Annotated in this window: 25 protein-coding genes; 19 read left to right on the forward strand and 6 right to left on the reverse strand. The window is 68.9% G+C overall.

Going from position 1 to position 22,423, the window contains the following annotated elements; genetic code table 11:
* Nucleotides 1–145: 145 nt before the first annotated feature.
* A complete protein-coding gene (locus AC1DJH_RS22145) occupies nucleotides 146–601 on the forward strand; it encodes a hypothetical protein (protein ID WP_435438782.1) in 456 nt (151 codons plus the stop codon).
* A 55-nt stretch (nucleotides 602–656) separates the two neighbouring features.
* Here the strand turns inward: AC1DJH_RS22145 and radA are convergent, their stop codons facing one another.
* Nucleotides 657–2,054 (reverse strand): DNA repair protein RadA, encoded by a 1,398-nt coding sequence (radA, locus tag AC1DJH_RS22150; RefSeq protein WP_478187178.1) that lies wholly within the window; start codon nucleotides 2,052–2,054, stop codon nucleotides 657–659.
* 111 nt (nucleotides 2,055–2,165) lie between these two features.
* Here radA and hpaR point away from each other — a divergent pair, with 111 nt between their 5' ends.
* Genes hpaR through AC1DJH_RS22225 form a run of 15 tightly spaced genes read left to right on the forward strand, consistent with a single transcriptional unit; the run spans nucleotide 2,166 to nucleotide 14,777 of the window.
* Nucleotides 2,166–2,600, forward strand: coding sequence for a homoprotocatechuate degradation operon regulator HpaR (hpaR, locus tag AC1DJH_RS22155; RefSeq protein WP_435438780.1), 435 nt, complete (start codon nucleotides 2,166–2,168; stop codon nucleotides 2,598–2,600).
* A complete protein-coding gene (locus AC1DJH_RS22160; RefSeq protein WP_478187179.1) occupies nucleotides 2,597–3,229 on the forward strand; it encodes a fumarylacetoacetate hydrolase family protein in 633 nt (210 codons plus the stop codon). Before hpaR ends, AC1DJH_RS22160 begins: the two co-directional genes overlap by 4 nt.
* Complete coding sequence (locus AC1DJH_RS22165; protein ID WP_435487264.1) at nucleotides 3,226–4,008, forward strand: fumarylacetoacetate hydrolase family protein; 783 nt, start codon at nucleotides 3,226–3,228, stop codon at nucleotides 4,006–4,008. Before AC1DJH_RS22160 ends, AC1DJH_RS22165 begins: the two co-directional genes overlap by 4 nt.
* Complete coding sequence (gene hpaE, locus AC1DJH_RS22170) at nucleotides 4,005–5,468, forward strand: 5-carboxymethyl-2-hydroxymuconate semialdehyde dehydrogenase (protein WP_478187180.1); 1,464 nt, start codon at nucleotides 4,005–4,007, stop codon at nucleotides 5,466–5,468. The genes AC1DJH_RS22165 and hpaE overlap by 4 nt, the downstream gene beginning before the upstream one ends.
* Nucleotides 5,465–6,439 (forward strand): tripartite tricarboxylate transporter substrate binding protein, encoded by a 975-nt coding sequence (locus AC1DJH_RS22175; protein WP_478187181.1) that lies wholly within the window; start codon nucleotides 5,465–5,467, stop codon nucleotides 6,437–6,439. The genes hpaE and AC1DJH_RS22175 overlap by 4 nt, the downstream gene beginning before the upstream one ends.
* A 3-nt stretch (nucleotides 6,440–6,442) precedes the next feature.
* A complete protein-coding gene (locus tag AC1DJH_RS22180) occupies nucleotides 6,443–6,778 on the forward strand; it encodes an aromatic ring-opening dioxygenase subunit LigA (RefSeq protein WP_472114025.1) in 336 nt (111 codons plus the stop codon).
* Entirely contained in the window at nucleotides 6,775–7,602 is an 828-nt protein-coding gene (locus AC1DJH_RS22185) for a DODA-type extradiol aromatic ring-opening family dioxygenase (RefSeq protein ID WP_478187182.1), read from the forward strand. Before AC1DJH_RS22180 ends, AC1DJH_RS22185 begins: the two co-directional genes overlap by 4 nt.
* A gap of 13 nt (nucleotides 7,603–7,615) precedes the next feature.
* On the forward strand, nucleotides 7,616–8,023 hold the full coding sequence (locus AC1DJH_RS22190) for a 5-carboxymethyl-2-hydroxymuconate isomerase (RefSeq protein ID WP_478187183.1): 408 nt from the start codon (nucleotides 7,616–7,618) through the stop codon (nucleotides 8,021–8,023).
* A gap of 12 nt (nucleotides 8,024–8,035) precedes the next feature.
* Entirely contained in the window at nucleotides 8,036–8,839 is an 804-nt protein-coding gene (hpaH, locus tag AC1DJH_RS22195; protein WP_478187184.1) for a 2-oxo-hept-4-ene-1,7-dioate hydratase, read from the forward strand.
* 10 nt (nucleotides 8,840–8,849) lie between these two features.
* Entirely contained in the window at nucleotides 8,850–9,671 is an 822-nt protein-coding gene (gene hpaI / locus AC1DJH_RS22200; protein WP_478187185.1) for a 4-hydroxy-2-oxoheptanedioate aldolase, read from the forward strand.
* 26 nt (nucleotides 9,672–9,697) lie between these two features.
* The gene (locus AC1DJH_RS22205) at nucleotides 9,698–10,171 is read left to right on the forward strand and encodes a nuclear transport factor 2 family protein (protein WP_472114031.1); all 474 of its coding nucleotides are present in this window, start codon (nucleotides 9,698–9,700) and stop codon (nucleotides 10,169–10,171) included.
* A gap of 43 nt (nucleotides 10,172–10,214) precedes the next feature.
* Nucleotides 10,215–11,948, forward strand: a complete 1,734-nt coding sequence (gene ilvD / locus AC1DJH_RS22210) for a dihydroxy-acid dehydratase (protein WP_478187186.1) — start codon at nucleotides 10,215–10,217, stop codon at nucleotides 11,946–11,948.
* Between the two features lie 34 nt (nucleotides 11,949–11,982).
* Nucleotides 11,983–12,975: a Bug family tripartite tricarboxylate transporter substrate binding protein gene (locus tag AC1DJH_RS22215; protein ID WP_478187187.1), complete on the forward strand. Its 993-nt coding sequence runs from the start codon at nucleotides 11,983–11,985 to the stop codon at nucleotides 12,973–12,975.
* A 19-nt stretch (nucleotides 12,976–12,994) separates the two neighbouring features.
* Nucleotides 12,995–13,786, forward strand: a complete 792-nt coding sequence (locus AC1DJH_RS22220; protein WP_478187188.1) for a class II aldolase/adducin family protein — start codon at nucleotides 12,995–12,997, stop codon at nucleotides 13,784–13,786.
* 13 nt (nucleotides 13,787–13,799) lie between these two features.
* Nucleotides 13,800–14,777, forward strand: a complete 978-nt coding sequence (locus tag AC1DJH_RS22225; protein WP_478187189.1) for a 2-dehydropantoate 2-reductase — start codon at nucleotides 13,800–13,802, stop codon at nucleotides 14,775–14,777.
* A gap of 24 nt (nucleotides 14,778–14,801) precedes the next feature.
* On the opposite strand, the gene AC1DJH_RS22230 is transcribed toward AC1DJH_RS22225, so the two are convergent.
* From AC1DJH_RS22230 to alr, 5 genes are all read right to left on the reverse strand, one after another.
* On the reverse strand, nucleotides 14,802–15,650 hold the full coding sequence (locus tag AC1DJH_RS22230; protein ID WP_478187190.1) for a hypothetical protein: 849 nt from the start codon (nucleotides 15,648–15,650) through the stop codon (nucleotides 14,802–14,804).
* 105 nt (nucleotides 15,651–15,755) lie between these two features.
* Nucleotides 15,756–16,910: a serine hydrolase domain-containing protein gene (locus AC1DJH_RS22235; RefSeq protein ID WP_478187191.1), complete on the reverse strand. Its 1,155-nt coding sequence runs from the start codon at nucleotides 16,908–16,910 to the stop codon at nucleotides 15,756–15,758.
* Nucleotides 16,911–16,919: 9 nt separating this feature from the next.
* Entirely contained in the window at nucleotides 16,920–17,588 is a 669-nt protein-coding gene (locus tag AC1DJH_RS22240; RefSeq protein ID WP_478187192.1) for a hypothetical protein, read from the reverse strand.
* Nucleotides 17,589–17,604: 16 nt separating this feature from the next.
* Nucleotides 17,605–18,369 carry a hypothetical protein gene (locus AC1DJH_RS22245; RefSeq protein ID WP_478187193.1) on the reverse strand — a complete coding sequence of 255 codons (765 nt, stop codon included), beginning with the start codon at nucleotides 18,367–18,369 and terminating at the stop codon, nucleotides 17,605–17,607.
* Nucleotides 18,366–19,475, reverse strand: a complete 1,110-nt coding sequence (alr, locus tag AC1DJH_RS22250) for an alanine racemase (protein WP_478187194.1) — start codon at nucleotides 19,473–19,475, stop codon at nucleotides 18,366–18,368. The genes AC1DJH_RS22245 and alr overlap by 4 nt, the downstream gene beginning before the upstream one ends.
* 180 nt (nucleotides 19,476–19,655) lie before the next feature.
* On the opposite strand from alr, the gene lplT reads away from it, so the two are divergent.
* From lplT to AC1DJH_RS22265, 3 genes are all read left to right on the forward strand, one after another.
* Nucleotides 19,656–20,960, forward strand: coding sequence for a lysophospholipid transporter LplT (gene lplT, locus AC1DJH_RS22255; RefSeq protein ID WP_472114051.1), 1,305 nt, complete (start codon nucleotides 19,656–19,658; stop codon nucleotides 20,958–20,960).
* A gap of 62 nt (nucleotides 20,961–21,022) precedes the next feature.
* Nucleotides 21,023–21,922 (forward strand): DMT family transporter, encoded by a 900-nt coding sequence (locus AC1DJH_RS22260; protein ID WP_472114054.1) that lies wholly within the window; start codon nucleotides 21,023–21,025, stop codon nucleotides 21,920–21,922.
* A gap of 9 nt (nucleotides 21,923–21,931) precedes the next feature.
* The gene (locus AC1DJH_RS22265; RefSeq protein WP_472114057.1) at nucleotides 21,932–22,423 is read left to right on the forward strand and encodes a glutathione peroxidase; all 492 of its coding nucleotides are present in this window, start codon (nucleotides 21,932–21,934) and stop codon (nucleotides 22,421–22,423) included.

Consider the following 22,423-nt stretch of genomic DNA (forward strand, 5'->3'; position numbering starts at 1 on the left):
CGCGGGGCGAACCGGCACCCCGAAGTAGCGGCGCTGACTACCGCCGGGGGCGCCGGGCGGTACCCGGGCCGAAAAGCGCAGGGCCAGGGAGCGCCAGCGGGCACATTTCGCTTCACGGGCATCAGCCCGGGCCATTGAAAAGCGTATGACCATTCCGCGTTCCGTCACCTTCGTTCGCCTCACCCTCGTCGCCGCGCTCGCGGGCACCGCACTCAGCGGCTGCTACGTGGTGCCGCTCGGACAACCCGCTCCCGCGGCACCGCCTTCGCAGGCCTACGCCGTCGCACCGGGCCCGATCGCGCAGACCTTCAACGCGCGGCTGTATCCGTCGAACGCCGAGGCCGCGCGCTACGGCGCCGTCGCCGGCACGGTGACCAACGACATGAACGGCCGCGGCCACTTCAACGCACAGATCGGCGGCGAACAGTTTCAGGGAGAGGCAACCCGGGTCGCAGGCTCGCGGGGCACCGGCGTGGCGAATGCCACCGGCAGCCGCGGCGGCAATCTCAGTTGCCAGTACACGATGAACTCGGCCACGTTGGGCAGCGGCCAATGCGTGCTCAACAGCGGACCGGCGTTCACGATGCACATCGGGGGGTAGGGAGGGTAGGCCCGGCGCGTCAGAGGCGCGCCGGGCCGTTTTTTTCCCGTCACGATCAATCGAGGCGGCGGACCACGTCCATCGCCTCTTCGATGCGCTCGACGGCATGGATCGTCAGGCCTTCGATTTCCTTCGCGCCCTTTCGGGGCGCGTTGGCCTTGGGAACCACCGCCACGCTGAAGCCCAGCTTGGCGGCCTCGCGCAGGCGCTCCTGCCCGCGCGGCGCCGGGCGCACCTCGCCGGCCAGGCCGACTTCACCGAACGCGATGAAGCCCTTGGGCAGCGGCTTGCCGCGCAGGCTCGAGGTGATGGCCAGCATCACGGCCAGGTCGGCCGCGGGCTCGCTGATGCGCACCCCGCCCACCGCGTTGACGAACACGTCCTGGTCCACGCAGGCCACGCCCGCATGGCGGTGCAGCACGGCCAGCAGCATCGCCAGGCGGTCACGGTCCAGGCCCACCGACAGACGGCGCGGGCTCGGCCCGCCGTTGTCGACCAGGGCCTGGATTTCCACCAGCATCGGCCGCGTGCCTTCGAGCGTGACCAGCACCACGCTGCCGGGCACCGGCTCGGCGTGCTGGCTCAGGAAGATGGCGCTCGGGTTGGTCACGCCCTTCAGGCCGCGCTCGGTCATGGCGAACACGCCGATCTCGTTGACCGCGCCGAATCGGTTCTTGATGGCGCGCACCAGGCGGAAGGTCGAATGCGTTTCGCCCTCGAAGTACAGCACCGTGTCGACCATGTGCTCGAGCACGCGCGGACCCGCCAGCGCGCCTTCCTTGGTGACGTGGCCCACCAGCACCACGGCCGTGCCGCTGGTCTTGGCGAAGCGCGTGAGGTGCGCCGCGCATTCGCGCACCTGCGCGACCGAACCCGGCGCCGAGGTGAGCTGGTCGGAGTACACCGTCTGGATGGAGTCGATCACCGCGATGGCCGGGCGCGTGGCGTCGAGCGTGGCGATGATCTTCTCGAGCTGGATCTCGGCCAGCACCTGCACCTGCGAGTGATCGAGGCCCAGCCGCTTGGAGCGCAGCGCCACCTGCGCGCCGCTTTCCTCGCCCGTGACATACAGCGCGTTCTGCCCCGCGCGCTGCAGCGCATCGACCGCCTGCAGCAGCAGCGTCGACTTGCCGATGCCCGGGTCGCCGCCGATCAGCGTCACGCCGCCCGACACGATGCCGCCGCCCAGCACGCGGTCGAGTTCGTCGAGCCCGGTGGGCGTGCGCGCGACGTCGGTCGCCTCGATTTCGGAAAGGGTCGACAGCTCCGACGCGCCCGCGAGCGACGCGAACTGCGTGCCGAAGCGGTTGTTGGCTGCTGCGCCCCCCGCGCCTGCGCCCGCCACCTGTTCGACGAGGGTGTTCCAGGCGCCGCAACTCGGGCATTTGCCGAGCCATTTGGGGCTGGTGCCGCCGCATTCACTGCAGACGAAAAGTGTTTTGTCCTTGGCCATGCGACGAGTTTAGGTGTCCGCACAAACCCTGATGCCCGGCGCCTTGGAAAGAACGGGCCAATCATTTAACATGTTAAGTAATTTCGAGAGAACGCGGAAAGAGACAAGCCCTTGAGCACCACATTCACGCACCGCAATTTGCCGCGCCTGCTGCTGCAGGCCCGCGAAGCCGTGATGGCCCACACCCGGCCCAGCCTGCGCGAGCACGCGCTGTCCGACCAGCAATGGCGCGTGCTGCGCGTGCTGGGCGAGCACGGCGCGGTCGACACCGGCCGGGTGGCGCGCGAGGCCTTCATCCTCGGCCCCAGCCTCACCGGGGTGCTCGCGCGCATGGAGCGCGACAACCTCATCACCCGCGGGCGCGATCCGGCGGACCAGCGCCGCACCGTGGTCGCGGCCACGCCGCACGGCATGAAGCTGGTCAAGCGCCTGGGCAGCAGCATCGAGGCGCACTACGACTGGATGGAACAGTCGATGGGCAAGGCCAAGCTCACGCAGCTCTACGGGCTGCTCGACGAACTCATTGCACTGGAGCAACCCTCATGAGCCACGCGCCTTTCATGCCCGCCGGCACGGTGTACGGCACCTTGCTGAACTTTCGCGCCGAGGTGGACGCGCTCGCGCCGCAGATGACGCAGCCGCCGTACAAGGCCCCGCCGCAGGCGCCCGTGCTCTATGTGAAGACGGCCAACACCTGGAGCCCGCACGGCAGCGCCATCGCGGTGCCCGCCGCAGTGCCCGAGGTGGAAGTCGGCGCGAGCATCGGCATGGTGGTCGGCGCCGAGGGCGACGTCGAAGGCTTCGTGCTGCTGGACGACCTGTCGATTCCCCACGCGAGCTTCTTCCGTCCGCCGGTGAAGTTCAAGTGCGTCGACGGTTTCCTGGGCGTGGGGCCGGCGCTGCGCGACGCACAGGACGTCGCGGACCCGGCGGCCTTCCGCCTCGAGGTGCGCATCAACGGCGAACTGAAGCAGTCCATCGACTTCTCGCAGCTCGTGCGGCCCGCGCGGCAACTGCTGGCCGACGTCGGCGAGTTCATGACGCTCGCGCACGGCGACGTGCTGATGCTGGGCTGCGGCCCCGGCCGCCCGCTGGCCCGTGCCGGCGACCGCATCGACATCTCCGCGCCGGGGTTCGAGACCTTGAGCCACACGCTGGTGAAGGAAGCCGCATGAAGCACGCACGCGTCATCTACGAAGGCCGCGAACACACCGGCACCGCCCACGAATTCGACGGCCAGGCCGACGCGGCCGTGCGCCTGGACGACGGCCGCGTCGTGCCGCAGGCGCAGCTCACCTGGCTGCCGCCGCTCGCGCCCACGGCGCGCCCGCGCACCATCCTCGCGCTGGGCCTGAACTACGCCGACCATGCCAAGGAACTCGAATTCAAGGCACCCGAGGAACCGCTGGTGTTCGTCAAGGGCCAGAGCGCGCTCATCGGCCACCGCCAGCGCACGCACCGCCCGGCCGGCGTGAAGTTCATGCACTACGAATGCGAGCTCGCCATCGTGGTCGGCAAGACCGCGAAAAATGTGAAGCGCGACGACGCCTGCGACTTCATCGGCGGCTACACGGTGGCCAACGACTACGCCATTCGCGACTACCTGGAGAACTGGTACCGCCCCAACCTGCGCGTGAAGAACCGCGACACCTGCACGCCGCTGGGCCCGTGGTTCGTCGATGCGGCCGATGTGCCCGACCCCATGGCGCTCGCGCTGCGCACCACCGTCAACGGCACCGTCACGCAGCAGGGCAACACGCGCGACATGATCTTCGACGCGCCTTTCCTCATCGAATACTTCAGCCGCTTCATGACGCTGTCGCCGGGCGACCTGATCCTCACCGGCACGCCCGACGGCGTGGTCGATTGCCAGCCGGGCGACGTGGTCGTCACCGAGATCGAGCGCATCGGCGCGCTCATCAACACCATCGAGACCCTTCAAGGACAAGCATGAGAGTCGATCACCTGATCAACGGCAAGCGCGTTGCCGGCACCGATTACTTCGAAACGGTGAACCCCGCCACGCAGGAGGTGCTGGCCGAGGTCGCCTCGGGCGGCGAAGCCGAAGTCAACGCGGCCGTGGCCGCCGCGAAGGAAGCCTTCCCCAAGTGGGCCGGCATGCCCGCGCCCGAACGCGCCAAGCTGATCCGCAAGCTCGGCGACCTGATCGCCGCGCACGTGCCCGAGATCGCGCAGACCGAGACCAACGACTGCGGCCAGGTCATCGCGCAGACCGGCAAGCAGCTGATTCCGCGCGCGGCCGACAACTTCTACTACTTCGCCGAGATGTGCACGCGCGTGGACGGCCACACCTACCCCACGCCCACGCACCTGAACTACACGCTGTTCCATCCGGTGGGCGTGTGTGCGCTCATCAGCCCGTGGAACGTGCCCTTCATGACGGCCACCTGGAAGGTCGCGCCCTGCCTGGCCTTCGGCAACACCGCGGTGCTGAAGATGAGCGAGCTGTCGCCGCTCACGGCCGCGCGCCTGGGCGAGCTGGCGCTCGAAGCGGGCATTCCGCCCGGCGTGCTGAACCTGGTGCACGGCTACGGCAAGGAAGCCGGCGAGCCGCTGGTGGCGCACCCTGATGTGCGCGCGATTTCGTTCACCGGCTCCACCGCCACGGGCAACCGCATCGTGAAAAGCGCGGGCCTGAAGAAGTTCAGCATGGAGCTGGGCGGCAAGAGCCCGTTCGTGATCTTCGACGACGCCGACCTCGACCGCGCGCTCGACGCGGCCGTGTTCATGATCTTCAGCAACAACGGCGAGCGCTGCACGGCGGGCTCGCGCATCCTGGTGCAGCAGTCGATCTACGCGGACTTCGCGGCCAGGTTCGCGGAACGCGCCCAACGCATCACCGTGGGCGACCCGCTCGACGAGAAGACCATCGTCGGCCCGATGATTTCGCAGGCCCACCTGGCCAAGGTGCGCAGCTACATCGAGCTGGGCCCGAAGGAAGGCGCGACGCTACTGTGCGGCGGCCTCGAAGGTCCGAGCAACCTGCCCGACCGCGTTCAGCGCGGCAACTACGTGATGCCCACCGTGTTCGCCGACGTCGACAACCGCATGAAGATCGCGCAGGACGAGATCTTCGGCCCGGTCGCCTGCCTGATTCCGTTCAAGGACGAGGCCGATGCGATCCGCCTGGCCAACGACATCCCCTACGGCCTGAGCAGCTATGTGTGGACAGAGAACATCGGCAAGGCGCACCGCGTCGCTGCGGCCGTGGAGGCCGGCATGTGCTTCGTCAACAGCCAGAACGTGCGTGACCTGCGCCAGCCTTTCGGCGGCACCAAGGCCTCGGGCACGGGGCGCGAAGGCGGCACCTGGAGCTACGAGGTGTTCTGCGAACCGAAGAACATCGCGGTGTCCATGGGCTCGCACCACATTCCGCACTGGGGCGTGGCGTGAGCACCCGACGCCGCACATTGCTGCAAGGCGCGGCCGCATTCGCTGCACTGCCTGGGCTCGCGCGTGCACAGGGCACCTGGCCCGCCAGGCCGATCCGCGTGATCGTGCCCTTCACGCCCGGCGGCACCACCGACTTCGTGGCACGCCTCGTGGGCGTCGAACTGTCGAAGGCGCTGGGCCAGCCGGTGATCGTCGACAACAAGCCAGGCGCCGGCACGGTGATCGGCGTCGATGCCGCCGCCAAGGCCGCGCCCGACGGCTACACCTTCGTCTGCGTGGCCAACAGCTTCACGGCCAACCAGACATTGATCCGCAAGCTGCCCTACGACACGCAGAAAGACCTGCGCCCCGTCGCGCTCATGGGCATGTCGGAGCACGTACTCGCCACGCACCCGGGCAGCGGCCTGAAGACGCTGGCCGACCTGCGCAACCAGGCCAAGGCGAAGCCGGGCACGCTGAGCTTCGCCTCCTTCGGCAACGGCACCTCGGCCCACCTGTCGGGCGAGATGCTCAAGCTGCAGATGGGCCTGGACATCGTGCACGTGCCCTACAAGGGCCAGGGCCCGGCGCTCACCGACCTGCTCGGCGGGCAGGTGACGATGATGTTCGGCAACTGGCCCGAGTTCCGCAGCCACATCGACAACGGCAAGCTGATTGCGCTGGGCATGGCGACCGCGCAGCGCTCGCAGTACGCACCGAACATTCCCACACTGGCCGAACAGGGCGTGCCCATCGAGTCCAATTCGTGGAACGGCCTGCTGGCGCCCGCCGGCACGCCCGATGCCATCGTGCAGCGCATGAACGCCGAGGTGAACCGCGCGCTCGCGGGGCCCGTGGTGACCGAGGCCTTCCACAAGGGCGGCATCGCGTCGCTGTCGGGCACGCCCGAGCGCTTCGCGGCCTTCATCCAGAGCGAGATCGCGAAGTACGGCGACGTCATTCGCAAAGCCAACATCCAGGTGGAGGGCTGACCGGTGAGCCTCTATGCGATGCAGAAGTTCTTGTTCGCGCTCAACCGCGAGCCCGAGGTGCAACGCCGCTATGCCGAAGGCGGCGATGCACGCGCGGCTTTGCTGGGCGCCTATGACCTGAACGACGAAGAGCGCGAAGCCATCAGCACCGGTGACATTGGCAAGCTCTACGTTCTCGGATGCAACGGCCAGTTGCTGATGCACTTCGCGCCGCTGCTGGGCATTGCATGGGCCGACTACCTGGAAGCCATGCGCGAAGGCGTGCGCAAGTACGGCCCCGTGCGTGCCGGCATCTACGCCATGACAACCGGCACAGACGAAAGGGTGGCAGGCGTATGAGTCTCGTATTCGCAGGCGTGTGCAGCCACGCCCCCGGCATCACGGGCCGCGCGCATCTGGCCGACCCGGTGGTGAAGGACGAGTTCCACGCGCAGTTCCACCGATTCGGCGAAGCGATGCGCGCGACGAAGCCCGACGCGGTGATCGTCATCGCGGCCGAGCACTTCGCGAACTTCTTCATGAACAACATGCCGGCCTACGCCATCGGCATGGCCGACAGCTACGAAGGCCCGATCGAGGACCCGAAGTGGCTCGGCATCGCGAAGACCACCGTGCCCGGCGACGCCGCGCTCTCGCAGCGCCTGATCCGCGAGGTGATGCAGACGGTGGACGTGGCCTACGCGGAGGAGTGGAAGTTCGACCACGGCATCATGGTGCCGCTGAACTTCCTGACGCCGAAGTTCGACACCAAGGTCATTCCCGTCAACATCAATTGCCAGGGCCCGCCGCTCACGCCGCTGCACCGCGCCTGGGCCTTCGGCGAAGCGCTGCGGCGCGCCTGCGACAAGGCGCCCGAGCGCATCGCGCTGGTGGGCACCGGCGGCATCTCGCACTGGCCGGCCACGCCGGATTCGGGCAAGGTCAACGCCGCGTGGGATGCCGAGTTCATGCGCCGCTGGTGCGCCAACGACCGCGAGGCATTGCTCTCGCAGGACGACTACAACGACGAGGCCACCTACCGCGAGGCGGGCCAGGGCGGCTTCGAGATCCGCACCTTCCTCAGCGTGGCGGCGGCCGCGCGCGGCAAGGGCGAGATCCTGCACATGAAGGCCATTCCGATCTTCGCGGTGACCTGCACCGCGGCGACGATGGCCATCGAATGAACCGGAGATACGCATGCCCCACCTGGTGATCCTCTACACGCCGAACATCGAGGCCGAGACCGACATGTCGGCCCTGTGCCGCACGCTGGCCGACACCATGCTCGAACAGCGCGACGAGGCCGGCAAGCCGGTGTTCCCCATCGGCGGCACGCGCGTGCTGGCCTACCCGGCCGCGCACCATGCGGTGGCCGACGGCAAGGCCGACTACGCCTTCGTCTACCTCAACCTGCGCATGGCCGCGGGGCGCGCCGAGGCGGTGAAGAAGAAAGCCGGCGACGAGCTGCTGGCCGACGTGCGCGCGCATTTCGCGCCCATCTTCGAGCAGCGCCCCATCGGCATCACGCTGCAGATCGACGAAAGCCCGGGGCAGGTGTACGACGGCAAGCACAGCAACCTGCACCCTCTGTTCAACAAGACCTGAGCGAAAGCCTCCATGCTCTCTTCCGACACCATTGCCAAGCTGGCCGCCGAGCTGCACGACAGCGAGAAGTCGCGCGTGCAGGTCGAGCATTTCTCCAAGCGCTTTCCCGAGATGACCGTCGAGGACGGCTACGCCATCTCGCGCGAATGGGTGAAGACCAAGATCGCCGAGGGGCGCACCGTGAAGGGCCACAAGATCGGCCTCACTTCGCGCGCCATGCAGCAGGCCAGCCAGATCACCGAGCCCGACTACGGCACGCTGCTGGACGACATGTTCTTCGAGCAGGGCGGCGACATTCCGTTCAAGCGATTCATCGCGCCGCGCATCGAGGTGGAGCTGGCCTTCGTGCTCGGCAAGAAGCTGCAGGGGCCGAACGTGACCATCTTCGACGTGCTGGCCGCCACCGACTACGTGGTGCCCGCCATCGAGATCATCGACGCGCGCATCGAGCAGTTCGACCGCCACACCAAGGCCATGCGCAAGGTCTTCGACACCATCGCCGACAACGCGGCCAACGCCGGCATCGTGATGGGCGGGCGGCCCGTGAAGCCCGATGCGGTCGACCTGCGCTGGGTGAGCGCGCTGCTCTACAAGAACGGCGTGATCGAAGAGTCGGGCGTGGCCGCGGCCGTGCTCAACCACCCCGCCACCGGCGTGGCGTGGCTTGCGAACAAACTCGCGCCGTGGGACGAATGCCTGGAAGCCGGCGAGGTTGTGCTCGGCGGCTCGTTCACGCGCCCCACCACCGCGGTGCCGGGCGACACTTTCCATGCCGACTACGGCCCGCTCGGCTCCATCGCCTTCCGTTTTGTCTGAAAAGAACCCCATGCACACACCCATCAACACCTTCAAGCAGGCCCTTCAATCGGGCAAGCCCCAGATCGGCCTCTGGGTCGGCCTGGCCGACGGCTACGCGGCCGAGATCCTGGCCGGTATCGGCTACGACTGGCTGCTGGTCGACGGCGAGCACGCGCCCAACGACGTGCGCTCGGTGCTCGCGCAGCTGCAGGCCATTTCCAGTGCATGGTCGGCGCAGCCCGAAGCCGAGCGCTCGCACCCCGTGGTGCGCATTCCGGTCGGCGACACCACGCTGATCAAGCAGTACCTGGACATCGGCGCGCAGACGCTGCTGGTGCCCATGGTCGACACGGCCGAGCAGGCCGCGCGGCTGGTGCAGGGCATGCGCTACCCGCCCGAGGGCATCCGCGGCATGGGCAGCGCGCTGGCGCGTGCGTCACGCTGGCAGGCCTACCCGAACTACCTGCACGAGGCCAATGCGCAAACCTGCCTGCTGGTGCAGGCCGAGACGGTGGAAGCCATGAAGAACATCGACGCCATCGCGGCCACGCCCGGCGTGGACGGCGTGTTCATCGGCCCGGCCGACCTGTCGGCATCGATGGGCTTCGTGGGCCAGCCCAACCACCCCGAGGTGCAGGCGGTGATTGCGGACGCCATCGCGCGCATCCTCAAGGCCGGCAAGGCGCCGGGCATCCTGTCGACCACCGAGGAACAGGCGCGCAAGTGGCTCGCGGCCGGCGCGCTGTTCGTGGCGGTGGGGGTGGACACCATCGTGCTGGCGGCGGCGGCGAAGCAGCTGCTGGCCAAGTACAAGGCCGCGCCGGGCGCGGCCGCGCCCAGCGGCTACTGAATTCACTTCACACCGGAGCAGCCCTCATGCAACGCACGACCTTCACGGCCATCGCCGCCGCAGCCACCCTGTGCCTCGCCGCCTGCGCCCCCATGGGCACCGGCAAGCCGCAAGGCGCCACCGCCCAGCAGGAAGCCAATCGCCAGACGGTGCTCGCCTTCTACGAAAAAGGCCTGAACCAGAAGGACGCCGACGCGGCCCTGCAGTACGTGGGCAACCGCTACGTGCAGCACAACCCCACGGCGGCCGACGGCCCCGAGGGCTTTCGCAAGTTCGTGGGCTTCCTGCGCGAGAAGTTTCCGAAGTCGCGCGGCGACATCAAGCGCAGCTTCGTCGACGGCGACTACGTGATCCTGCATGTCAATGCGGTGCGCGAGCCGGGCACCCGCGGCAGCGCCATCGTGGACATCTTCAAGCTGGAGAACGGCAAGATCGTCGAGCACTGGGACGTGGTGCAGCCCGTGCCCGAAACGGCCGCGAACAACAACACGATGTTCTGACCCTCCCGCACCGACGCATTCCCGCCAGCCCGACGCCAGCCCGATGACCACACCCACCGACCCCTCCAAGCGCTTTCGCTCCACCACCATCCGCGAGGGCACGATCCGCGCGACCACGCGCAGCTTCCTGCATGCGCTGGGCCAGGACGACGAGGACATCGCGCGCCCGCACATCGGCGTGTTCCACACCGGCGGCGAGATGAGCCCGTGCAACCTCAACCTGCGCGAGCAGGCACAGCACGCCAAGACCGGCATCTACGCGGGCGGCGGCACGCCACACGAATGCCCGGTGGTGTCGGTGAGCGACGGGCTCACCATGGCGCACTCGGGCATGCGCTTCTCGCTGATTTCGCGCGAGCTGATCGCCGACAGCGTGGAGGCCTCCACGCGCGGCCACCAGTGGGACGGCATCTTCGCCATCGGCGCGTGCGACAAGAACCTGCCCGGGCTGATGATGGGCATGGTGCGCTGCAACGTGCCCAGCGTGTTCGTGCACGGCGGCTCCGCGCTGCCGGGCCAGATGCCCGGGCCGGACGGGCGCGACCTGAACGTGGTCGACACCTACGAGACCATCGGCAAGGTGCTGGCCGGCACGGCCACGCACGACGAGCTCGACGCCATGAGCCGCGCCTGCCTGCCCACGGCCGGCGCGTGCGCGGGACAGTTCACCGCCAACACCATGGGCATGGTGTCCGAGGCGCTGGGCCTGGCGCCCATCGGCTCGAGCATGGTGCCCGCGGTGTTCAGCGAGCGCGCACCGCTGATGCGCCGCGCCGCGAAGACGCTGATGAAGGCGGTGATGGGCGATAGCCCGCTGCCGCGCGACATCGTCACGCGCAAGGCGCTGGAGAACGCCTGCGCCGTGGTGTCGGCCACGGGCGGCTCGACCAACGCCGCGCTGCACCTGCCGGCCATCGCGCACGAGGCGGGCATCCGGTTCCACCTGGACGACGTGGCAGAGATCTTCGCGCGCACCCCGCTCATCGCCGACCTGCGCCCGGGCGGCCAGTACCTGGCGCGCGACGTGTTCTACATCGGCGGGGCGGGGGTCATCCTGCGCACGCTGCTGGAGCAGGGCTTCCTGCACGGCGACGCGCTCACCTTCACCGGCCGCACCATGGCCGAGGAACTGGCCGGCGCGCTGGCGCCCGACGGCCGCGTGGTGCGCGAGCCCGGCAACCCGATCTCGCGCGACGGCGGGCTGGCCGTGCTCAAGGGCAACCTCTGCCCCGACGGTGCTTTGCTGAAGACGGCGGGCCTCAAGGGCCTGGTGTTCCGCGGCCCGGCGCGCGTCTTCGACTCGGAAGAGCAGGCACAGGCCGCCGTGCAGAACCGCCGCTACGAGCCGGGCGACGTGATCGTGATCCGCAACGAGGGCCCCAAGGGCAGCCCCGGCATGCGCGAGATGCTGGGCATCACCGCCCTGCTCTACGGCCAGGGCATGGGCGACAAGGTGGCGTTGCTGACGGACGGGCGCTTCTCCGGCGCCACGCGCGGCCTGTGCATCGGCTACGCGGGGCCGGAGGCGGCCGACGGCGGGCCGATTGCCGCCTTGCGCGACGGCGACGTGATCGCCATCGACGCGCGCGCGGAAGCACGCACCATTTCGGTGGAATTGACGGCAGAAGAAATCGCGTCGCGCCTGGCCGGACGTGAGGTAAACGCGGGGGCGCCAAAGGGCGGTTTGTTGGAAAAATACGCGCTCACCGTGCGCCCTGCCCATCAGGGCGCCGTGACCCACTCGGGCGCGGTCACCTGGCTGCGCGACGAGTCGTGACCTTTCACAACAACGTCCCGGAGCGAGACCCATCATGACTTTCACCCGCCGCCAGATCCTGCAGACCACCAGTGCCTCGGCCTTGATGGCCAGCCTTGGCCAGAACGTCTTCGCGCAAGCGATGAACATCGAGACCGCCACCATCGTCACCGGCTTCGCGGCCGGCGGCACGTCGGACACCACCTGCCGGCGCCTGGCGCTGAAACTCAGCGGCGAGTACGCCAAGACCGCCGTGGTCGAGAACCGCACCGGCGCGGGCGGCCAGATCGCCGTGAGCTACGTGAAGGGCCGCCCGGCCGACGGCAGCACCATCCTGCAGACGCCGACCTCGATCCTCACGATCTACCCGCACATCTACAAGAAGCTGCCCTACGACCCGATGGTCGACATCACGCCCGTCAGCCTGGCCTGCGTCTTCGACTTCGGCTTTGCCGTGGGCCCGGCCGTGCCGGCCAGCGTGAAGACGGTGCCCGAGTTCCTGGCCTGGGCCAAGGCCAACCCGGCCGGCGCCAACTTCGGCTCGCCGGCCGCGGGCTCCACGCCGCACTTCATCGGCGCGCTGCTGGGCAAGAAAGGCGAGGTCGAACTCAAGCACGCCGCCTACCGCGGCACGCAGCCGGCCATGCTCGACCTGCTGGGCAGCAACGTCTCGGCGGTGTCGGGGCCCATCGGCGACATCACGCAGCACTTGCAGTCGGGCAAGGTGCGCATCCTGGGCGTGTCGGGTGCCAAGCGCAGCCGCTTCGCGCCCGACGTGCCCACCTTCAGCGAACAGGGCCTGAAGGACATGGCGCACAGCGAATGGTTCGCCTTCTTCCTGCCGGCCAAGGCTTCGCCCGAACTGGTGGCCAAGCTGAACACGGCCATGAAGAACGCGCTGGCGCAGAAGGACGTGATCGACGGCCTGGGCACCTTCGGCCTGGAGGCGATGTCCTCCACGCCCGCCGAGCTGACCGCGCTGCTGAAGAAAGACACCGCCAAGTGGGCGCCGATCGTCAAAGAGGTCGGCTTCACCGCGGAAGGTTAACCCCAATGAAGGAACTGCCATGAACACACTCGCCACGCCAGCGCCGTCCGCGCTGGTCCACCCTTCGATCCATCCCGACGAGCGCGCCGCGCGCGAGGAGCTCGCGGCCTGCTACCGCGTGTTCGCGATGCTGGGCTGGGTCGAGATGATCTACAACCACATCACGGTGCGGTTGCCCGACAGCGTGACGGGTGGCGAGAAGCAGTTCCTCATCAACCCCTTCGGCCTGCACTACAGCGAAGTGACGGCCAGCAACCTGGTGAAGATCGACCTGCAGGGCAAGGTGCTCGACGGTTCGACGCACAAGGTGAACCCGGCCGGCTTCGTGGTGCACGCGGCCATTCACGACGGGCTGCCCGGCGCGCACTGCGTGATGCACACGCACACCACCGCCGGCGTGGCCGTGGCCTGCCTGCAGGGCGGCCTGCAGCAGACCAACTTCTATACCGCGCAGCTGCACGGCATGGTGGCGTACCACGACTTCGAGGGCATCACCATCCACGCCGACGAGGGCCCGCGGCTGCTCAAGAGCATCGGCGAGCGCAACGCCGTCATCCTGCGCAACCACGGCCTGCTGGCCTGGGGCCAGACGCTGCCGCAGACCTTCGCCATCCTGTGGACGCTGCAGCGCGCCTGCGAAATTCAAATGGCCACCTTCTCGATGGGTCCCGCCATTCCGGTGAGCGAAGAGATCGCGCAGCGCTGCACGCGCGACGCGCTGCAGTTCAGCCCCGCGCACGGCGCGGGGCAGGACGTGTTCAATGCGCTGGTCCGCCAGGTGGACCGCATCGACACTTCCTACCGCAACTGAACCCGGAAACCTCATGAAGATTTGCATCTACGGCGCCGGCGCCATCGGCGGCTGGATCGGCGCCGGCCTCGCGCAGGCGGGCCAACGGCTCAACGTGGTGGCGCGCGGCGCCACGCTGGAAGCGCTGCAGCGCGACGGCCTCTCCCTGGTGCGCGGCGACGTGCGCACGCGCGTGCCCGTCAACGCGGTGGCCGACCCGGCCGAGCTCGGCGCGCAGGACCTCGTCGTCATCGCCGTGAAGGCGCCCGCGCTGGCCGGCGTGGCCGAACGCATCGGACCGCTGATCGGTGCCGACACGATCGTGCTGGTGGCCATGAACGGCGTGCCGTGGTGGTTCCTCGAAGGCGGCTTCGGCGGCGCGATCACCGGGCACCGCCTCGCCGCGGTGGACCCCGAAGGCGCCATTGCCAAGGCCATTCCGTCGCGTAGCGTGATCGGCTGCGTGGTGCACGCGAGCTGCTCGCTCGACGGGCCGGGCGTGGTGCGGCACCACTTCGGCAACGGACTGATCGTGGGCGAGCCATCGGGCGAGGCCACACCGCGCGTGCAGAAACTTGTCGAGCTGCTCAAGCGCACCGGCATCGACACCACGCTGTCGCCGCAGATCCAGAAGGACGTCTGGTTCAAGCTGTGGGGCAACATGACGGTGAACCCGATCAGCGCGCTCACCGGCTGCACCACCGACCTGATCATGGGCGACGACTACGTGCGCGGCTTCATCTCGGCGGTGATGCTGGAGGCCAAGGAAATCGGCCGGCGCATCGGCATCGAGATCACGCAAAGCCCCGAAGACCGGCACGCCATCACGATGAAGCTCGGGGCGTTCAAGACCTCGATGCTGCAGGACGTGGAGGCGGGGCGCTCGGTGGAGCTCGATGCGCTGGTGACGGTGGTGCGCGAGCTGGGCGAGCTGACCGGCGTGGCCACGCCGTTCACCGATGCGCTGCTGGGGCTGGCCCGGCTGCGCACGCGGCAGCTCGGGCTGTACTGATCCGCCGGGCGCCCCGGCGCCCGCTCACCAGCGCTTTTCAGGCGTGGCGGCCAGCGTCTCGGTGCAGGCGGCGACGGCCTTCGTGCGTTCCTCGCGCAGCCGCTGCCAGTTGTCGGCCTGCCATTGCGCCCACGCGACGGGTTCCGACTGGTAGAAGCAGGTGGCCGGCGGGCGCATGAAGCCCGGGCGGCCCAGCTCGGCGCCGAACTTCAGGCGGAACAGCTCGTCCGACCCCGTCAGGTTTTCATAGACCAGGTGCCACGCGCCCGGCAGCAGCGGCGTGTCGGCTTCCGCCTGGACCTTGCCCGCTTCCGCGATCTCCTCGGGTGTGGAGCCGTCCGTCAGGGCGGTGGCGTGCGCGGCTTCGGCGCGCTTGCGGTAGATGTCGGTGGCGACCTTGCCGAGCGCCTCGTTCAGCTCGGCCATGGCCGGGTTGACGCCCAGCGGGTCGTCCTTGAGGGCGTCGAGCGTGTCACCGCCCAGGTCGTCCTTCGAGAAGCTTTGCACGGCCGCGCCACGCGTCAGCACCGCGAACGCGACATTCAGTGCAATCTGCCCTGCCACGTTGTTGACGGTGTTCTCGCGGCGGACCACGCGAAGCTTTTCGATGCCGGGCTTGTATTGGCCACGGTTGAAACGCAGCCGGGTCTGCGGCGCGGCGGGCGCCTCCGGGGGCGCCGCAGTTGCTGCGGCAGGTGCGGCCGCAGCGGGTGCTGCGGCGGGGTCCGTGGCCGGAGCTGCGGTACTTGCCGGCAACGGTTCCGATGCCGCGCCTCCCTCTGTCTGCGCCCGCGCCTGCGCCGAGAAGCCGGCGACAGCCAGCGCGATGCCGCATGCATGCCATGCGGCGTTTGTATGTTTTTTCGGTTTCATGTGAGCAGTTATTTCCTCCGGCGCGGATTGTCTCCGCCCGGAAGCCACTGCCCGACACCCCGCGCGCCTACAAATTCACGGAGCGCGCGTTTCGCCGACTGTCGTTCAGGCCAGCGCGCGCCGGATGGCCCCTACGGCCCGCAAGGTGCGCGCCGTCGCGATGGCATCGATCGGCTGGTTCTGCGACGACAGCTTGGCAACGACCAGTTCGTTGCGCGGGTCGACGAACAGGTGCTGCCCGTGGATGCCCATGGCGAACAGCATGCCGGGCGCGTCATCGACCACGTACCAGCCGCTGCGGTAGCGCATGCGCATGCCCGCGAAGCCGGCGGCGAACTCGCCCTGGTTCCAGGCCTCGGCGTCGCCGCCATGCCAAATGTCGTCGATCCAGCCGGCGGGCACCACGGCGCGGCCGTCGGCGGCGCGGCCCTGCTGCAACACGAGCCAGCCCACGCGCGCCAGATCGCGCGCGGTGGCGCACAGGCCGCCGGTGCAGCGGGCCGCGCCCTTGGCGTCGACGGTGATGTACGCCGGGTCTTCGGCGCCCATGGGGGCCCACAGGCGCTCGCTGGCCAGCGTGGCGAAGGGCTGCCCGGCCACGCGCTCCATGACGAGCCCCAGCAGGTCGGTGTTGGCCGAGGTGTACTTGAACGGACCGCCGTGCGGCGCGTGCGTGGCGGTGGACGTCTCGAAGAAGGTGCGCAGGTCCGACGGCGCCTCACCGGCGGGCACCGGGTCCCAGCCGGTGGCGGCGCGGTAGGCCTCGGCGGCCTGCGCGTCCATGAGGACGCCGGTGCGCATGTCGAGCAGCTGCCGCACGGTGGCGCCCTGGAAGGCAGTGCGCGCCAGCTCGGGAACGATGTCGGACACGTGGGCATCGACGTCGAGCAGGCCCGCACCATGCAGCACGCCGGCCACGAGGCCGACCACCGACTTGGTCGCCGACATGAGGATGTGCGGCGTGTGCGCCGCCATGCCGGCGTCGTAGGACTCGTGCACCACGCAGCCCTTGTGCATCACCACGAGGGCGTCGGTGCGGGTGAGCTGCTGGAACTCCGCGAGGTCGAGCGCGGCGATGTCGGTGGGAAAAGGCGCGGCGCGCGCCGGGTCGTTGGCGATGTCGGCCACGGGGATGAGGTCGCGCACGTGCTGGAAGGCCCAGGTGCTGTGGGGCCGGGTGCGCCAGTTGGTGTGGTCCGCGTGGTCCGCGTGGCCTGCGCGGTCCGTGGCGGCGGGGTTTGCTTCGGGGGATTGATCCATGCCCCAAGTCTAGGGAGACCGGACAGGCGGGTCCATGCGCGAGGCCACCGAATTCCTTGCCGATCGTTCGGCTTCGGCGCGCCGCAGCAGGTCCGACGCCTCCTGGGCGTTGAGCCTGTCGAGCCTGGCGGCCCAGGCCTCGAAGTGGTCCAGCTCGCCGAGTGCGGCGTCCAGCACCAGCACGTTGCGCCACTGCGCGGTGCCGCCGAGGCACCAGGCGTCGTTGGCGGCCACGGCGTTTCTCGCGGCCGCCATGTCCGCGAAGCGCTCGAAGAACGGCAGCGCCATGCCGCGGATCGCGGCGACCATCTCCGGCACCAGCGTGGCGTCGGGCGTCTTGCCGGTGTGAACGTTCCACGAGACCCGGCCCGGGCCGGACGCCGGCAAGCCCTTCATGGACGCGCGGTTCAGCGAGTACTGCGAGATGTGAGGCCCGACGGCCTGCAGCCCGAGCTGCTTCGCCACGGCCCTGGCCGCCGTGAAGCTGCGGCCGAAGTGAAAGGCGATGGCGATGAAGGGCGCGCCGCGCATCGCGCCGCCCAGCGTGATGACGTTGTCGCCGGTGCCGGTGGGCGCGCGGAGTTCGAGCGCGGACTTGTAGAAGCGGTAGTCGGGCCGGAGCGACGTGGCCAGTTCGGCCCCCAACGCCTGCAGGTATTTCTTCGCGTCGCTCGACATGCGGTGCCGTGCGCGCTCAGTGCGTCTTCAGCAGCACGCGCACCGCCTCGGGCAGCGAGTCGACCTGCGGCATGAAGTGGTCGAGCAGCGCGCCCAGGGCCACCGCGCAGACCACCGCGCCCAGCAGCGGCTTCCAGGTGAGCCGCACGGCCGCCATGAGCCAGCCCTCGCGCGCCACGCGCACCGCGGCGCGCGCCGACACGTACGAGAAGGCGACCTCGACGGCCACGGCCAGCAGCGCGTCCCAGCTGAAGTACAGCAGCACCAGCGAGCCCGCGCCGAGCACCACGGCCGTGCAGATCAGGAAGATGGCGACCACCGGCACCACGATGACGGCACCCTCGTCGGACGCGCCGGCCACGTCGAGAGCGCCGCTGGCCACGTCGGACAGGCCGCTGCCGCCGCCACCACTGCCGCCGCCGCCTTCACCGACGCTCGCGTGGCTGTGCGAGCCCCCGCCTGCGCTGCGCCCGCCGCCGAAATCCAGGTCGGGCACGTCGATGTCCGGATTGAACTCGCGCCCCTCGACCAGCCGCTTCGCCCACCAGCGCAGCACCAGCAGGTAGCCCAGGTACCCCACGCCCAGCGTGAGGAAGTAGCGCACCGCCAGCGAATCGACGTGCAGCAGGTGCATCTGCAGCGCCGACACGCACCACATCAGCAGCAGCGTGAAGCTGCCGATCAGGATGCCGTGCGTGCGCAGGCTGTGGTCGCGGTGCAGGTCGCGTTCGACCTGCGTTTCCCAAAGGCGCACGGAGCGCCAGTTGGACAGGACCTTCATTCGCCCTGGGCGCGGCCGGGTTCCGCGAACGGCACGCGCTGCGCCACGGCGCACATGAGCTCGTAGCCGACGGTGCCCGCGGCGCGCGCCACGTCGTCGATCGGCAGCACCGTGCCGGTCTTCGCGGACTGGCCCCACAGGGTGACCTCGCTGCCGAACTTCGCGCCGGGCACGTCGGTGAGGTCGACGGTGATCATGTCCATGCTCACGCGCCCGACCATGCGGGTGCGCACGCCGTTCACCAGCACCGGCGTGCCGGTGCCGCAGTGGCGCGGGTAGCCATCGGCATAGCCGACCGCGGCAACGCCGATGGTGAGCGGGCCCTCGGCCGTGAAGTTGGAGCCGTAGCCGATGGTGTCGCCGGCCTTCAGCGTCTGCACCGAGATCAGCTGGGTCGCCAGCGTCATGGTCGGCTGCAGCTGCCAGTGCGCCGCGTCGTGCTCGGGGAAGTCGGGCGCGCTGCCGTACAACACGATGCCGGGGCGCACCCAGTCGCCGCGCGTCAGCTCGGGGTGACGCAGGGTGGCGGCGCTGTTGGCGATGGAGCGTTCGCCCGGCAGGTCGCGCGTGACGCGCTCGAAGGCCTCGAGCTGGTGGGCGATGCCGCGGGCGCCGTCGGCGTCGCTGAAATGGGTCATCAGCGAAATCTCGTCGACCTGCGTCAGCGCATTCAGGCGGGTCCAGGCGGAGCCGAAGCGCTCGGGCGTGAAGCCCAGGCGGTTCATGCCGGAGTTCATCTTCAGGAACACACGCTGCGGCTTCAAGGTCTTGTGGGCGGCGAGCATGTCGATCTGCTCGTCGCAGTGCACGGTGTGCCACAGGTCCAGCCGCGAGCACAGCTCCAGGTCGCGCGCGTCGAACACGCCTTCCAGCAGCAGCACCGGGCCGCGCCAGCCGAGGGCGCGCACGCGTTCGGCCTCGGCCAGGTCGAGCAGCGCGAAGCCGTCGGCACCGCGCAAGCCCTCATAGACCCGCTCGATGCCATGGCCATAGGCGTTGGCTTTGACCACCGCCCAGACCCGGGCGTCGAGGGCCGAGCGGCGTGCCCGCTCGAGGTTGTGACGCAGCGCGTCGGTGTGGACGGTGGCAAGAATGGGGCGCGGCATAGGGGCTCTGCGGGGGCTGGAGGAAAATGCAGACCACGTTTTAGCACCTTCGGGAATGGGGTCGAACACCGTGGGGATGCCTAATTTGGCGCCGCACCCCCATGCTATAACCGCCCATTCGCCCACAACGCGACACTTTTTCACTACCGCCAGCAGACCCTCTGGCCAGCCAGCCCATCGATGAAGCGCGGTTTCTTTACGATCATGTCGGCCCAGTTCTTTTCGTCACTGGCCGACCAAGCGCTTTTCGTTGTTGCCGTCGATCTCATGCGGAGTTCGGGCGCGCCCGAATGGCAACGCGCGGCACTGGTGCCCATCTTCGCCGTCTTCTATGTGGTGCTGGCCCCGCTGGTGGGCGCCTTCGCGGACGCCTTGCCCAAGGGCAAGGTGATGTTCATCAGCAATGCCATCAAGGTGGCCGGCTGCCTGATGATGCTGTTCGGCTCGCACCCGCTGCTGTCGTATTCCATCGTGGGGCTGGGCGCGGCGGCGTATTCGCCGGCCAAGTACGGCATCCTGACCGAGCTGCTGCCGTCGTCGCAGCTGGTCAAGGCCAACGGCTGGATCGAAGGCCTGACGATCGCGTCCATCCTGCTGGGCATCGTGCTCGGCGGCACGCTGGTGGGGCATGCGGTGTCCAGCAAGCTGCTGGCCTTCGACTTCCCGCTGATCGACACCGGCATCGACTCGCCGGCCGAAGCCGCCATTGCGGTGCTGATCTTCGTCTACGCGCTGGCGGCCTGGTTCAACACCCGCATTCCGCACACCGGCGTGGAAATGCGCCCGCTGCGCTCCAACCCCGAGCAAGGCCTGGCGCGCAACATCGTGGCGCTGCTGCCCGACTTCTGGCATTGCAACTCCCGCCTGTGGCGCGACCGGCTCGGCCAGATCTCGCTGGCCACCACCACGCTGTTCTGGGGCGCGGGCGGCAACCTCAAGTACATCGTGCTGGCCTGGGCCTCGCTGGCGCTGGGCTACAACACCACCCAGGCCTCCGCGCTGACCGGCGTGGTGACCATCGGCACGGCGGTGGGCGCCATCGTCGCTTCGATGCGCATGCGCCTGGACATGGCCACCCGCGTGATCCCGATGGGCATCGCCATGGGGCTGATGGTGATCGCCATGAACTTCATCGGCAACGTGTGGCTGGCGGTGCCGTTCCTGATCATCCTGGGCGGGCTGGGCGGCTTTTTGGTGGTGCCGATGAATGCGCTGCTGCAGCACCGTGGCCACAACCTGATGGGCGCGGGCCGCTCCATTGCCGTGCAGAACTTCAACGAGCAGGCCTGCATTCTTCTGCTGGGCGGCTTCTACAGCGTGTGCACCGGCCTGGGCCTGTCGGCCTACGGCGCCATCAGCGCTTTCGGCCTGGTGGTGGCGGGTTGCATGTGGCTCATCAAGCGCTGGCACGAGAACAACCTGAAGAAGTACCCCGAAGAGGTCGAGCACCTCCTGGCCATCGCGCGCAGCGACAAGCACCACTGACATTGCGCGACCGCGTTGGTGAACTGGCCGGCGCGCCCTGCGCCCCTTCTACCAACGCCCCCATGCCCGCGCTCGCCCTCGTCTTCAACGCCTTCGTCTGGGGCGTGTCCTGGTTTCCGTTCCGCCAGATGGCCAGTCACGGGCTGCATCCGCTGTGGACCACCTGCCTGATCTACCTGGCCATTGCCGTGGCGATGGGCCTCGTGCGCCGGCAGGCCTGGAAGGGCTTCGCGGCAGTCCCGATGCTGGCGGTGCTGGGCATGGCGGCGGGCTTCACCAACGTGGGCTTCAACTGGGCCGTGACCCAGGGCGACGTGGTGCGCGTGGTGCTGTTGTTCTACCTGATGCCGCTGTGGAGCGTGCTGTTGGCCTGGCTTGTGCTGGGCGAGCGGCCGACCGGCGGCGCGCTGGTGCGGGTGGCATTGGCACTGGCCGGGGTGGTCGTGGTGCTGAAGGCGCCGGGCACCGACTGGCCGGTGCCGTCGAGCCTGCCCGACTGGCTGGGCGTGGCGGCGGGCTTCGGCTTCGCGGTGACCAACATCACGCTGCGCCATCTGCGCCAGGCCCCGGGCGAATCGCGCGCGCTGGCGATGTTCTGCGGTTGCACCGTCGTGGCCGGCGTTGCGGCGCTGGCGGGCACCGCGCTCGGCGCCATCGATTCGCCGATGCGCGCGTCCCCGGGCTGGCTGGGCTGGGCCGCGCTGCTGGGCACGGGCTTCGTGATCGCCAACGTGTGCCTGCAATACGGCGCGTCGCGGCTGGCCGCGAGCGCCGCCTCGGTGATCATGCTGTCGGAGGTGCTGTTCGCCAGCGTCTCGTCGGTGGCGCTGGGCGCGGCCACCATGGACGCGCGCATTCTCGTGGGCGGTGCGCTGATCGTGGCGGGCGCGGTGTGGTCGGCGTTTGCGCGAACGCCCGTGCGGGGCGATGATCGCGCCTCCAGCGCTTCTGCCGCTCACTGAGGACATTCCATGACCAGCGTCTACGACTTCGAAGCCAACCAGATCGACGGCAAGCCGGTGCAGCTTTCCGCCTTCAAGGGCAAGGTACTGCTGATCGTGAACACCGCCAGCAAGTGCGGCTTCACGCCGCAGTTCGCGGGGCTGGAAGCGCTGCACGAGAAGTACGCCGACCAGGGGCTCACGGTGCTGGGCTTTCCCTCGAACCAGTTCGGCTCCCAGGACCCGGGCACCAACGAGGAGATCGGCGCCTTCTGTACCAGGAATTACGGCGTGAGCTTTCCGATGATGGAGAAGATCGACGTCAACGGCAGCAACGCGGCGCCGCTGTACCAGTGGCTCACCAAGGAAAAGCCGGGCCTGCTGGGCCTCACGGCCATCAAGTGGAACTTCACCAAGTTCCTGATCGGGCGCGACGGCACGGTGCTCAAGCGCTATGCGCCGCTGGACACGCCCGCTTCGCTCACGCGGGATGTGGAAGCGGCACTGGCCGCCGCAGGCTGA

Source organism: Variovorax sp. 10N412 (assembly GCF_056394985.1).